General features: G+C 68.1%; 11 protein-coding genes. 2 read left to right on the top strand and 9 right to left on the bottom strand.

Annotated features, from left to right (window positions below; all coding sequences use genetic code 11):
- Window positions 1-12: 12 nt before the first annotated feature.
- Together accD and AC2YG9_RS19660 are read left to right on the top strand one after the other, a co-directional pair.
- Entirely contained in the window at window positions 13-939 is a 927-nt protein-coding gene (accD, locus tag AC2YG9_RS19665) for an acetyl-CoA carboxylase, carboxyltransferase subunit beta (protein ID WP_487299697.1), read from the top strand.
- A gap of 157 nt (window positions 940-1,096) precedes the next feature.
- Window positions 1,097-2,407, top strand: a complete 1,311-nt coding sequence (locus AC2YG9_RS19660) for a bifunctional folylpolyglutamate synthase/dihydrofolate synthase (RefSeq protein WP_487299696.1) — start codon at window positions 1,097-1,099, stop codon at window positions 2,405-2,407.
- Here the strand turns inward: AC2YG9_RS19660 and AC2YG9_RS19655 are convergent.
- From AC2YG9_RS19655 to infB, 9 genes are all read right to left on the bottom strand, one after another.
- The gene (locus AC2YG9_RS19655; protein ID WP_487299695.1) at window positions 2,404-3,015 is read right to left on the bottom strand and encodes a TetR/AcrR family transcriptional regulator; all 612 of its coding nucleotides are present in this window, start codon (window positions 3,013-3,015) and stop codon (window positions 2,404-2,406) included. The two genes, AC2YG9_RS19660 and AC2YG9_RS19655, sit on opposite strands and share 4 nt — an antisense overlap.
- A 316-nt stretch (window positions 3,016-3,331) precedes the next feature.
- Window positions 3,332-5,482 carry a polyribonucleotide nucleotidyltransferase gene (pnp, locus tag AC2YG9_RS19650; protein WP_487299694.1) on the bottom strand — a complete coding sequence of 717 codons (2,151 nt, stop codon included), beginning with the start codon at window positions 5,480-5,482 and terminating at the stop codon, window positions 3,332-3,334.
- Between the two features lie 238 nt (window positions 5,483-5,720).
- Window positions 5,721-5,996 (bottom strand): 30S ribosomal protein S15, encoded by a 276-nt coding sequence (rpsO, locus tag AC2YG9_RS19645; RefSeq protein WP_487299693.1) that lies wholly within the window; start codon window positions 5,994-5,996, stop codon window positions 5,721-5,723.
- A gap of 14 nt (window positions 5,997-6,010) precedes the next feature.
- On the bottom strand, window positions 6,011-6,943 hold the full coding sequence (truB, locus tag AC2YG9_RS19640; protein WP_487299692.1) for a tRNA pseudouridine(55) synthase TruB: 933 nt from the start codon (window positions 6,941-6,943) through the stop codon (window positions 6,011-6,013).
- Complete coding sequence (gene rbfA / locus AC2YG9_RS19635) at window positions 6,943-7,371, bottom strand: 30S ribosome-binding factor RbfA (protein WP_487299691.1); 429 nt, start codon at window positions 7,369-7,371, stop codon at window positions 6,943-6,945. The genes truB and rbfA overlap by 1 nt, the downstream gene beginning before the upstream one ends.
- Window positions 7,372-7,456: 85 nt before the next feature.
- Window positions 7,457-8,242, bottom strand: coding sequence for a dienelactone hydrolase family protein (locus tag AC2YG9_RS19630; protein ID WP_487299690.1), 786 nt, complete (start codon window positions 8,240-8,242; stop codon window positions 7,457-7,459).
- Between the two features lie 60 nt (window positions 8,243-8,302).
- Window positions 8,303-8,866, bottom strand: coding sequence for a hypothetical protein (locus tag AC2YG9_RS19625; protein ID WP_487299689.1), 564 nt, complete (start codon window positions 8,864-8,866; stop codon window positions 8,303-8,305).
- Between the two features lie 7 nt (window positions 8,867-8,873).
- Window positions 8,874-9,404: a DUF2939 domain-containing protein gene (locus AC2YG9_RS19620; RefSeq protein WP_487299688.1), complete on the bottom strand. Its 531-nt coding sequence runs from the start codon at window positions 9,402-9,404 to the stop codon at window positions 8,874-8,876.
- A gap of 430 nt (window positions 9,405-9,834) precedes the next feature.
- Window positions 9,835-12,354: translation initiation factor IF-2 (gene infB / locus AC2YG9_RS19615; protein ID WP_487299687.1), on the bottom strand; the 2,520-nt coding region annotated here is incomplete at its 5' end.

Genomic DNA, 12,354 nt, shown 5'->3' with positions numbered 1-12,354 from the left:
GCTTCAAAGACGATGGCTATGGCAGAATCCAAGGGCGACAAGCCCACCCGTCCCCCCGTCTCCGGCAAGGAGCGCAGCGGCGGCTGGCTGAGCCGGATCGCTCCCGGGGTGCGCGGGGCCTTCGCCAAGCGCGAAACGCCGGAAAACCTGTGGGTCAAATGCCCCGACACCGGCGAGATGATCTACCGCCCCGACCTGGAGGCCGCCCTGTGGGTGACCCCGGCCGGCCGGCACATGCGGATCGGCTCCAGGCAACGGTTCCAGTACACCTTCGACGGCGGGACCTATGAAGCTCTGCCGACGCCCGAGGTGCCGGAAGACCCGCTGAAATTCTTCGACGGCAAGCCCTATCCCGAACGCCTGGCCGCCGCCCGCAAGGCGACGGGCGCGCCGGACGCCGTGGCCATCGCCGCCGGCAGGATCCGTGACGTGCCGGCCGTGGTGCTGGTCCAGGACTTCGCCTTCATGGGCGGTTCGCTCGGCATGGCCGCTGGCGAAGCCTTCATCGCGGCCGCCCGCGAAGCCATCAAACGCCAGTGTCCGCTGGTCGCCTTCACCGCCGCCGGTGGCGCGCGAATGCAGGAAGGCACGCTCAGCCTGATGCAGATGGCCCGCACCACCCTGGCCATCCAGGAACTGAAAGCGGCAAAGCTGCCCTACATCGTGGTGCTGACCGACCCGACCACGGGCGGGGTCACCGCCAGCTACGCCATGCTCGGCGATATCCATCTGGCCGAACCCGGCGCCCTGATCGGGTTCGCCGGCCCGCGCGTCATCGAACAGACCATCCGCGAGACCCTACCGCCGGGCTTCCAGCGGTCGGAGTATCTGGTCGAGAAGGGCATGGTCGACCGAGTGGTCCCCCGCGGCGACCTGCCGGCCATCCTCGGCAGCCTGATGGGCACCCTGATGATGGGGCGGGCCCGCAAGGCGGCTTAGCTCATGAGCCCTTCCCCTCGAGGGGGAAGGGTTGGGTAGGGGTGTTTGCGCCGGCCTTCCCGCTGGAGCGCATGAGGCATAGGCGCCCTTTGATGATCGACCCGATGACCGCAGTGGCACACCCCCACCCAACCCTCCCCCCTCGAGGGGGAGGGCTATGACCGACCACCTGCTCCCCCACGATGCCGCCCTCGAGCGTCTTCGGCTTCTCCACCCCAAGCTGATCGACCTGTCGCTCGGCCGTATGCGGCGGCTGTGCGCCGCTCTGGGCGATCCCCAGCGGCATTTCCCGCCGGTGGTCCATGTGGCCGGCACCAACGGCAAGGGCAGCACGGTGGCCTTCCTGCGGGCCATGGCCGAGGCGGCCGGTCTGCGGGTCCATGTCTTCACCTCGCCGCATTTGGTCCGCTTCGCCGAGCGCATCCGCCTGGCCGGGACCCTGATCACCGATGAGCACCTGGCCGCCGTGCTGGAAACGGTGGAGAAGGCCAACGCCGGCGAGCCGATCACCTTCTTCGAGATCACCACGGCGGCCGCCTTCCAGGCCTTCAGCGAGGTCCCGGCGGACCTGATCCTGCTGGAGGTGGGCCTCGGCGGCTCGCTGGACGCCACCAACGTCATCGAGGCGCCGGCCCTCAGCGTCATCTGCCCGGTCGACCACGACCACAAGGAGTTCCTCGGCGACTCCATCACCGCCATCGCCGGCGAGAAGGCCGGCATCATCAAGCGCGGGCGACCTGTCGTCACCGGCTGGCAGGGCGAGGAAGCCTTCGGAGTCATCGAGGCCCGGGCCCGGGCGCTTGGCGCGCCCCTGACCGCCATGGGCCGCGATGTCGACGCCTATGTCACGGCCGGCCGGCTGACGGTGCAGGCGCAGGACCGGCTACTCGACCTGCCGATGCCGTCACTGCCCGGCCCGCACCAGATCGCCAATGCCGGCGTCGCCGCCATCGCCGCCCTGCAGCTGCATTGGCCCGAGGAGGCCATCGCCCGGGGCGTCGAGACCGCCCGCTGGCCGGCCCGCATGCAGCGGCTGACGGCCGGGCCCCTGGCGGCCCGGGCCCGGGCCGCCAACACCGACCTCTGGCTCGACGGCGGACACAACGCCCATGCCGCTCGCGCGTTGGCCGACGCCCTGCGAGCCTTGCAGGCTCGCGATGGGCGGGAGACGGTGCTGATCTGCGGCCTGCTGGCCAACAAGGACGCCGAGGGCTTCTTCGACGCCTTCCGGACCCTGGGGCCCCGCATCATCGTCACCGCCTTCAACGCAGAGGCGGCCAGCCCGCCCCAGCGGCTGGTCTCGGCCGCCAGCGCCGCCGGCTTGAGGGCCAGTTCAGCCGAGAACGTCGAGGCGGCGCTTGAGCAGGCCCTGGCTGTCGAGGGCCTGCCACCCCGGGTGATGATCTGTGGCTCGCTCTACCTGGCCGGCGAGGTCCTGGCGCTCAGCAGAGAGACCTGGCCCGACTAGCCGAGCACGAAATCCCCAGCCGCCGGCGGCGGAAGCTTCAATCCCCCGATCAAGGCGCGAAGGGCCAGGCGATAGCCGGTGAAGGTCTCCCGGTCGGCGGTCAGGGCTACCCGGTCGAACAGGGCCGCCATCAGGTCGGCCAGGGGGACGATGGGCAGCTCGGGCACGATGCCGGCGGCCACGATCTGGCGCAGGCCGGTTTCCAGCCGGGTCTTCAGATGCTGGCCGCGCAGGGCCTCGATCCGCTCGGTCCCCAGGACGACGGCGCCCTCGACCAGCAGGATGCGCCGCCGGCCCGGCTCGGCCATGGCCAGCACATAGGCCTCGCCGCCGAGGATCAGCTGCTCGACCGGGTCGGGATTGGCCAGCGCCGCCTTGGCCATGCGCTGGCCGACGTCGGCCAGCTCGGCGGCCACCACGCCGGCGAACACGGCGGCCTTGTCGGCGAAGTGGTGGTACATGGCGCCGCGCGTCACCTTGGCGGCGGTGACGATGGCCGGGGTCGAGGCGGCGGCGTAGCCCTTCTCGGCGAACAGCTGACGCGCGGCCCACAGAATCTTGCCGCGGGTCTCACGCGCGCGCTGGGCGTTGGGGCGGCGTTCGGGCATGAATGGAAAGAAACAGATTGCCTGTTTGTGAGCAAGGGGTTGTGGAGCGTCGCCGTCAAAAGCTCTCCCCCCGCGAAGTGGGGGGAGGACAGATTTCGAGCCTAAGCGAGAAATCAGGAGGCGGGCCCCACCGGCGGTAGGGAGGTTCCTCCTGCAACGGAGTTGCCCCCCCCTCCTGCTTTGTCGCGTCCGCTCCAAAGCAGTCCTCCCCCCGCAAAGCGGGGGGAGAGCTTGGAAGGGGCGGCCGTCGTCGCACAACGAAAAAGGGCGGCTCTGTCGAGCCGCCCTTTCCGTATCTCCGCAGGAGACGCGCGTCTTACGTGTTGACGGCGTCTTCCGGTTCGACCGCTTCCTTCTTGGAGAGGTCTTCGCCGGTTTCCTGGTCGACGATCTTCATCGACAGCTTGGTCTTGCCGCGATCGTCGAAGCCGATGAGCTTCACCTTGACCATCTGGCCTTCGGTCAGCACGTCCTGCGGGCGGGCCACGCGTTCGTTGCTGATCTGGCTGACGTGGACGAGGCCGTCCTTGGCGCCGAAGAAGTTCACGAAGGCGCCGAAGTCGACGACCTTCACGACCTTGCCGTTGTAGATCGCGCCGACTTCCGGTTCGGAAGCGATCGACTTGATCCAGTCGCGGGCGGCGTCGATCTTGGACTGCTCGGAAGCAGCGATCTTGATCGTGCCGTCGTCCCCGATGTCGACCTTGGCGCCGGTGGTGGCGACGATCTCGCGGATCACCTTGCCGCCGGTGCCGATCACTTCACGGATCTTGTCCGCGGCGATCTTCATGGTCTCGATCTTCGGCGCGTACTCACCCAGCTCTTCGCGGGGCGCGTCCATGGCCTTGTTCATTTCGCCGAGGATGTGATCACGGCCTTCCTTCGCCTGGGCAAGGGCCTGCTTCATGATCTCGATGGTGATCCCGGAGATCTTGATGTCCATCTGCAGCGAGGTGATGCCATCGCTGGTGCCGGCCACCTTGAAGTCCATGTCGCCGAGGTGATCCTCGTCGCCCAGGATGTCGGACAGAACGGCGAAGCCGTCGCTTTCCAGGATCAGGCCCATGGCGATGCCCGAGACCGGACGGATCAGCGGCACGCCCGCGTCCATCATGGCCAGCGAGGAGCCGCAGACCGTGGCCATCGAGGACGAGCCGTTCGACTCAGTGATCTCGGAGACCAGGCGGATGGTGTAGGGGAAGTCTTCCTTGCTCGGCAGCATCGGGCGCAGGGCGCGCCAGGCCAGCTTGCCGTGGCCGATTTCGCGGCGGCCGGGGCTGCCCATCCGACCGGTCTCACCGACCGAGTAGGGAGGGAAGTTGTAGTGCAGCAGGAAGGATTCCTTGTAGGTGCCTTCCAGGGCGTCGATGAACTGCTCGTCGTCGCCGGTGCCGAGGGTCGCGACCACCAGGGCCTGGGTCTCACCACGGGTGAACAGGGCCGAGCCGTGGGTGCGCGGCAGGATGCCGACTTCACCCAGGATCGGACGCACGGTGCGGACGTCGCGGCCGTCGATGCGCAGGCCGGTGTCGAGGATGGCGCGACGCACGACGTCGGCTTCCAGTTCCTTGAACACGCCGGCCAGCTTCAGCGGGTCATGGCCGTCCGGATTGGTGTCGCTCTTGGCGAGGGCCGCGATGGCCTTCTTCTTGGCGGCGCCGATCGCTTCGTAGCGGTCCTGCTTCTTCTGGATCTTGTAGCCGGCGATGATGTCTTCGCCGACCAGCGGCTTCATCGCCGCCTTGATGGCGTCGGTGTCTTCCGGTTCGAAGTCGAAGGCGTCCTTGGCGGCGTGCTCGGCCAGGTCGATGATGCCCTGGATGACCGGCTGCATGCCGTCGTGAGCGAACTGGATGCCGCCCAGAACGGTGGCTTCGTCCAGTTCCTGGATTTCCGATTCAACCATCATCACGGCGTCGGCGGTGCCGGCCACGACGAGGTCCATCTTCGAACCCTGCATCTCATCGGCGGTCGGGTTCAGGATGTAACCACCGTCGACGTAGGCGACGCGGGCGGCGGCGATCGGGCCCATGAAGGGGGCGCCGGAGATGACCAGGGCGGCCGAAGCGGCGACCATGGCGATGATGTCGGGATCGTTCTCGAGGTCATGCTGCAGCACGGTGCAGACGACCTGGACTTCGTTCTTGAAGCCCTTGACGAACAGCGGGCGGATCGGACGGTCGATCAGGCGGGAAACCAGGGTTTCCTTTTCCGACGGACGGCCTTCGCGCTTGAAGAAACCGCCGGGGATCTTGCCGGCCGCGAAGGTCTTTTCCTGGTAGTTGACGGTCAGGGGGAAGAAGTCCTGGCCGGGCTTTTGCGTCTTGGCGAAGACGGCGGTGGCCAGGACGACGGTTTCGCCCATGGTGGCCAGAACGGCGCCGTCAGCCTGACGGGCGATGCGGCCGGTTTCGAGGGTGATGGACTTGCCGCCCCACTCGATGGTCTTGCGACGAATTTCAAACATGTTGGGTTTCTTTCTTTTCGGTCCGACGGGCGTATTCCCGGCGGGGCGGACAGGGGCGGCGCCCTCAGGCAGTTCCGGAATCCTCTCCAGTGTCAGGTCCGGTGAGGATCACGGATGAACCCTCTGCGGATAATCGTGGGGTGAACCCCCGCCGCCGACCCCCAGGACCTGAGAGGGATGGGCGGATATGCGAAGAGGCGGGGCCCTGTAACCAGGACCCCGCCCCCGAACTCGTTACTTAGTGCTGACGACGCAGGCCGAGCTTGGCGATGAGGGCCTCGTAGCGGGCCTCATCCGACTTCTTCAGGTGGCCCAGCAGCGACCGGCGCTGCGAAACCATCTGCAGAAGGCCACGACGGCTGTGGTTGTCCTTCTTGTGACCCTTGAAGTGCTCGGTCAGGTTGGCGATCCGTTCGGACAGGATCGCGACCTGGACTTCGGCGCTGCCGGTGTCGCCCGGGGTGCGGGCATGTTCGGTGATGAGAGCGGCTTTGCGCTCGGGCGTGATCGACATCGGATTTCTCCAGCTCAGGCGATTTGAAAAACACGCACCGGATTGAGCGATCCCGCACGCATCTCGGCCAGGGCGACAAGTCGGTCTCCTTCAAAAGCACAAACCGTCCGAGACCCGCCCGAAAGCTGGTCTCGCAAGGCTTCCACCTGTCGCGGAAGGAGGACGATGGCTCGTCCCTGAGCCAACCGGAATGCGTCTTCGGCGGTAACGGCCAGCGCCGGGATGTCGTCCAGCGCGGTCGAGACCGGAAGGAGAGCCTCCGGAAGCGCGGCCTTATGGCCTAAATTTTCCAACATTTCCAGTGTTATCGCGGTTTCTTCCCTGAACGGCCCGACCCGCGTGCGGCGAAGTTCGCTGACATGGCCGCAGGCGCCGAGGGCGACCGCCAGATCGCGGGCCACGGCGCGGACATATGTGCCCTTGCCGCAGTCCATTTCGAGGGTGATGTGGTCGGCATCCGGGACCGCGACAATGCGCAGATCGTGAATGGTCACGAGCCGGCTCTTGAGCTCGAACTCGACCCCGTCGCGGGCCAGATCATAGGCCCGCTCGCCATCGACCTTGATGGCCGAGAAGTTGGGCGGGACCTGTTCGATCTCACCGATGAACTGGCCCAGCTGGGCCTGGACCTCTTCCCGGGTCGGCCGCACATCGGACTCGGCCGTGGTCGCGCCCTCGCGGTCGAAGGTGGCGGTGGTCCGGCCCCATTGAATCGTGAAACGGTAGGTCTTGTCGGCGTCGACCAGGTAGCTGACGGTCTTGGTGGCTTCGCCGAGGGCAATCGGCAGGATGCCGGTGGCCAGGGGATCGAGGGTGCCGGCGTGGCCCGCCTTCTGGGCCGTGTAGAGCCAGCGCACCTTGCCGACCGCCTGGGTGGAGCCCAGGTCATAGGGCTTGTCGAGATTGACCCAGCCGCTGACCGGCAGGCCCTTCTTGCGGCGGGCCACTACTCGTCTTCGTCGTTCTGGCGCAGGTCGGCCTGGACGCGCGGGTTGGCGAACAGGGTGTCCATGGCGGCGGCCGAGTTGAAGCTCTCGTCGTGGAAGAACTTCAGGTCCGGGGTGAACTTCATGTCGATGTGCCGGGCCAGCCGGCCGCGCAGGAACTTCGAGGCGCGGTTGAGGGCGGCAAGGACCTCGACCGTGCTCTGGCCGGTGACCCCGGCGCCCAGCGGTTCGACGAAACAGGTGGCGTGCTTGAGGTCCGGGCTCAGCCGCACTTCGGTGACGGTCAGCGACACGTCCTGCAGCGCCGGTTCGGCCAGCGCCTCGTCGCGCAGCACCTCGACCAGGGCGTGGCGGATCAGTTCGCCGGCGCGAAGCTGGCGTTGGCTGGGGCCGGTCTCGCGACCCTTGGCATGACTGTGGCGGCTCATCGTCTCTAAAACCTTGCGTCCGGCGGGGGATCGAACCTCGGCTGCGGCGGGGAGCGCGGCTTCTAGTCCCGGGGCGCGCCCAAGTCTACCCGTCGAGGCGCTGGTGGAAGAATTCGATCGTCCGCGCCTCGGCCGCCGCCGTCGGGCCGCTGCTGGCAAGATGGACGGTCAGCACCGAGTGCGGCGGCCGCCCCGTGCCCTGCAGGCCGTCCTCCGGCGCAATGCGGTGGCTTTCGAAGCGGTCGCCCAGCTCGCGCTCCAGCATGTCCATGCGTTCGGCCGGGACGAAGGGGTCGCCGTGGAAGGCCAGGCCGATCATCGACAGGTCCTCTTCCTGGAAGCGCCGCTTGGCGCAGCTGAACTCGGCGGCCGAGCAGTCGATCTGGTCGCGGTTCTTCTTGCCCATCGGCATGGACGGCTGGCTCAGCACCGGGGCCACCACGCTGGGCTCGGTCATCATGGCCAGGGCGAAGCCGCCGGTGAAACACATGCCCAGGGCCCCGACGCCCTTGCCGCCGCAGTCTGCGTGGGCCTTGCGGGCCAGGGCCCGCAGCCAGTCGACGATGGGACTGGAGCGGCCGCTGTTCCAGACGTCGAACTCGCGGCGGATACAGATGTTGAGCAGGATCTCGGTGACGCCGTAGCCCGTCGAGATCGGCTTGCCCGGCTGGCCGAACAGGCTGGGCAGGAAGACGGTGAAGCCCGAGGCCACGACCTTCTCGGCGTAGGCGACGACGCCCGGATGCAGGCCCGGGATCTCATGCATGATGATCACCGCCGGCCCGGACCCCTTGCGGAAATAGGTCCGGGTCCAGCGCCCGTCGTCAAACCGGGCCTCGGCCCAGCTCTTCAGGATGTCCTTGTCGGCCATGTCTCGCCCTCCGCCCGTTGAACGAGGGTAGGCGAAACGAAAGCGCCGAAGCCAATAAAATCAGTCGTTAGGCCGTCCATAGGTCGGCTTGGTGACCGCCGCCCGGGTGTTGCCGCCCTTGGGCTTGGGCATCATCCATTCGCCGCGCCAGGTGAAGTCCATGGCCGCGCACAGCTTGACCCCGCCGGCCCCGTCGTCGCCGAAGGCGTGAACACGCAGGGGCTTGCGCGTGTAGACCGGCCCGACGGCCAGCCAGCCCTTGCTCGAGCCCGGGCAGAAGGCGGCGATCATCACCTTGCCCTCTGCCTTTTCGGGATCGATCTCGTAGAGCTCGCCGCGCCCGGCGTCCGGCCCCATCAGGCCGTCGAGCTGGCGGTTGATGGTGTCGTCGCGCGAGGGCCTGGGCACCACGCCGACCGGCACTGCGGTGGCCCGCACCGCCAGGATGTTGGTGCGGAAATACTGGCGGGTGAAGACGAAGGTCAGGCCGGCGCCGGTCAGCCGGCGCGCCTCGGAGGAGGCGCTGTCGAAGGTCACCATCCGCTTGTCGGCGGCCTGGACCGGCGCGGCCATGGCGACAACGGAAATAGCCGTCAGGCCGGCGAGGAGAAGCGAACGGTACATGAAGCCCCTATCGACGTTTGCCGCGCAGGTCGGCGACGTCACCCTCGAACCCCGAGAGCTTCCAGACCCCGTCCGTGCGCGTGAAGATCAGCACGCACGGCCCATCCTTCGATTTTGTGGCGCAAACACGGCCATCGGGCATGGCTTTCAGCGCGCCGGCGATGGCCACCTGTCCGGGGATCGGCTGGCCGGGCTTGTATCCGTACTGATAGGCCACGCTGCGGAAGGTCGAGGGCTGGATCAGGGCCTTGTCGGCGGCCTCGGCCAGGTAAGGCGCTGCAAGCGCGCCAAGAGCCCGCAGGTTCTCGTCCTTGGTGCGTTTGCCGGCCTCATCGACCAGCCGGGCCTCGATGGAGGCCTTCAGCGCCTGGCGATCAACATGGGAATTGAAAGCCGTCTTGTCGTTGTCGCGGATGGCGATCAGCAGGGCATGGACATCGCCGGCCGCATCCAGCCGCGTGGCGGTGGCGCAGGCGCTCAACGAGGCGCTCAGGATGGCCATCAGGCCGATCAGGGCAGTTACGCGAAACAGGCGCATACGGTCGTCTCCGGCCGGGAAGCGTCGAACAGACTTCAGGCTTTTCCGCGACACGGGCGTGGCGGTCAACGTCCGGCTTACCGAAGCGTCGAACCATTGTACCACCGATCCGCCGGCCTACGAAAAAAGGCGGCATCCGGGGCGGGGAAGCGAAAGCCGTGGAAACGTTGGCTCCGGCGTGGGTTCGGGCCTTGTGGAGGTAGCTGCCGGCGTAGGCGGGACGTTGATACGGGCGCGGGGTTTGTAGGCCTGTTTGTGGTGGCCGATGACAACGTTCGCGAGGCGCGCGGCGGGCGGCCTGTCCGGGGCGAATAATTTTCCCCGGGTAGAATTATGGGCGCTTCGCGCACCGCGCGGCGAAACCCAAAGCAAAAGGCGCGGACCTTGCGATCCGCGCCTTTCGACTCTTTCCGGAAACCGGAGCCGTTCGCTACAGCGACCGCGCCACTTCCTCGACGGTGAAGCATTCGATCTCGTCGCCTTCCCGGATGTCCTGGAAGCCGGCGAAGGCCATGCCGCACTCCATGCCGTTGGTGACTTCCGCCACCTCGTCCTTGAAGCGCTTGAGGGTCTGCAGGGTGCCGAGTTCGAGCACGACGATGTTGTCGCGGACGATCCGGACCTTGGCGCCGCGGCGCACGACACCTTCGGTGACGCGGCAACCGGCGACGCGGCCGACCTTGGAGATGTCGAAGGCCTGCAGCACCTTGGCGTTGCCCAGGAAGGTTTCCCGCTGGATCGGCGAGAGCATCCCCGACATGACGCCTTTGATGTCGTCGATCAGGTCGTAGATGATCGCGTAGTAACGGATCTCAACGCCTTCACGCTCGGCCAGGGCCCGCGCCTGGGCCGAGGCCCGGACGTTGAAGCCGATGATCGGGGCGTTGGCGCCCTTGGCCAGCTGGACGTCGCTTTCGCTGATCGCGCCGGCCCCTTGCAGGATGATGCGGGCGCGGACTTCGTCGGTGCCCAGCTTGTCCAGCGAGCCGACGATGGCTTCGACCGAACCCTGCACGTCACCCTTGATGACCAGCGGCAGCTCGTTGACCTTCTTGGCCGAGAGCTTGGCCATCATGTCGGCCAGGCTGGCGCCGGCGACGCCGCCGACAGCCGACTTCTCGCGCTTCACCCGCTGACGGTATTCGGTCAGCTCGCGGGCGCGGGCCTCGCTCTCGACGACGGCGAAGGCCTCGCCCGGAGACGGGGTGCTGTCGAGGCCGAGGATCTCGACCGGGGTCGAGGGGCCGGCTTCGTTCAGTTGCTCGCTGCGCTCGTTGAGCAGGGCGCGAACCCGGCCGTAGGAGGCGCCGGCGACGACGATGTCGCCCTTCTTCAGGGTGCCGCGCTTGACCAGCACGGTGGAGACGGCGCCGCGGCCCTTGTCCAGCTTGGCCTCGATGACCACGCCTTCGGCGGTGCGATCGGCGTTGGCCTTCAGGTCGAGGACTTCGGCCTGCAGCAGGATGTTTTCGATCAGGTTGTCGAGGCCGGCGCGGGTCTTGGCCGAGACCTCGACGATCTGGGTTTCGCCACCCAGGCTTTCGACGACGATCTCGTGCTGCAGCAGCTCGTTGATGACGCGGGTCGGATCGGCGCCGTCCTTGTCCATCTTGTTGACCGCCACGATGATCGGCACGCCGGCCGCCTTCGCATGCTGGATGGCCTCGATGGTCTGGGGCATGACGCCGTCGTCAGCCGCCACCACCAGCACGACGATGTCGGTGATGTTGGCGCCGCGGGCCCGCATGGCGCTGAACGCCGCGTGGCCAGGGGTGTCGAGGAAGGTGACGCGCTGGCCGTCGGCCAGGCGGACCTGGTAGGCCCCGATGTGCTGGGTGATGCCGCCGGCTTCGCCCGCCGCCACGTCGGTGGTGCGCAGGGCGTCGAGCAGGCTGGTCTTGCCGTGGTCGACGTGGCCCATGATGGTCACGACCGGGGGCCGGACTTCCTGCGCTTCGTCGTGATCCTCGGCGTCCAGGAAGCCCTCTTCGACGTCGGCTTCGGAGACGCGGCGGACGGTGTTGCCGAACTCGGTCGCCACCAGTTCAGCGGTGTCGCTGTCGATGACGTCGTTGATCTTCAGCATCACGCCCTGGCGCATCAGCATCTTGATGATGTCGACGCCGCGCACGGCCATCCGGTTGGACAGCTCCTGAACGGTGATGACATCGGGAATGATGACCTCGCGGGCCGCGCGGGCTTGTTCGGTGGCGCCGCCACGGCGCTTTTCCTTTTCCCGTTCGCGAGCCCGGCGGACCGAGGCCAAGGAACGCATACGTTCAACCGCGCCCTCGTCGTCACCGGCCACGGCCTGGATGGTCAGGCGGCCTTCGCGGCGCTTGGGTTCGCCCTTGGTGCGGCTGACAGCCTTGCCCGGACCGGCGCCGGGGCCACCGGGGCCGCGACGACGATCGTCATCCTCGTCCGGACGGCGGTCGGTGACAGCGCCGCCGGGGCGGGGCGCGGAGCGGGTGGCGCGCTGGACTTCGGGCGTCGAGGGCGCGTCGGGCGCCAGGCCGGCGCCGGGGCGCGGACCACGGGGCGCGCCGGGACGCGGCGGCGCCGGACGCGGGGCCAGGGCCGAGTAGCGGACCGTCTGTTGCGGACGGTCGCCGCCACGGTTGTCGCCGCTGCGGTTGTCGGGGCCGCGCGGATCGCGGTTGTCGACGCGCTGCGGACGGTCGCCTTCGGGGCGGGGAGCCCGCTGACCGAAGCTGGTGGCGTCCAGGCGCGGGGCGCGCTGGTTGAAGTTTCCACCGCTGGCCGGGGGCCGGTAGGTGGTGGTGCTGGAGCGGTCGTCGCGACGGTCGCGCGAGGGCTCATAGGTGCGGGTCTGGCCGGCGGCCGGCGGCGCGGCTGGCGCGGCCGGACGAGGCGCTTGCGGCGCCGGAGCGGCGGGACGCGGAGCAGCCGGAGCAGCAGCCACCGGCGCGGCGGGCGCCGGGGTCGG

It is taken from the genome of Caulobacter sp. SRI_014, from assembly GCF_057586315.1.
This window is presented reverse-complemented; position numbering and strand designations above follow the sequence as displayed.

Coding starts and splice junctions, on each gene's coding strand:
- accD (WP_487299697.1), top strand. CDS start 13: ATGGCTATGGCAGAATCCAAGGGCGACAAGCCCACCCGTCCCCCCGTC.
- AC2YG9_RS19660 (WP_487299696.1), top strand. CDS start 1,097: ATGACCGACCACCTGCTCCCCCACGATGCCGCCCTCGAGCGTCTTCGG.
- AC2YG9_RS19655 (WP_487299695.1), bottom strand. CDS start 3,015: ATGCCCGAACGCCGCCCCAACGCCCAGCGCGCGCGTGAGACCCGCGGC.
- pnp (WP_487299694.1), bottom strand. CDS start 5,482: ATGTTTGAAATTCGTCGCAAGACCATCGAGTGGGGCGGCAAGTCCATC.
- rpsO (WP_487299693.1), bottom strand. CDS start 5,996: ATGTCGATCACGCCCGAGCGCAAAGCCGCTCTCATCACCGAACATGCC.
- rbfA (WP_487299691.1), bottom strand. CDS start 7,371: ATGAGCCGCCACAGTCATGCCAAGGGTCGCGAGACCGGCCCCAGCCAA.
- AC2YG9_RS19630 (WP_487299690.1), bottom strand. CDS start 8,242: ATGGCCGACAAGGACATCCTGAAGAGCTGGGCCGAGGCCCGGTTTGAC.
- AC2YG9_RS19625 (WP_487299689.1), bottom strand. CDS start 8,866: ATGTACCGTTCGCTTCTCCTCGCCGGCCTGACGGCTATTTCCGTTGTC.
- AC2YG9_RS19620 (WP_487299688.1), bottom strand. CDS start 9,404: ATGCGCCTGTTTCGCGTAACTGCCCTGATCGGCCTGATGGCCATCCTG.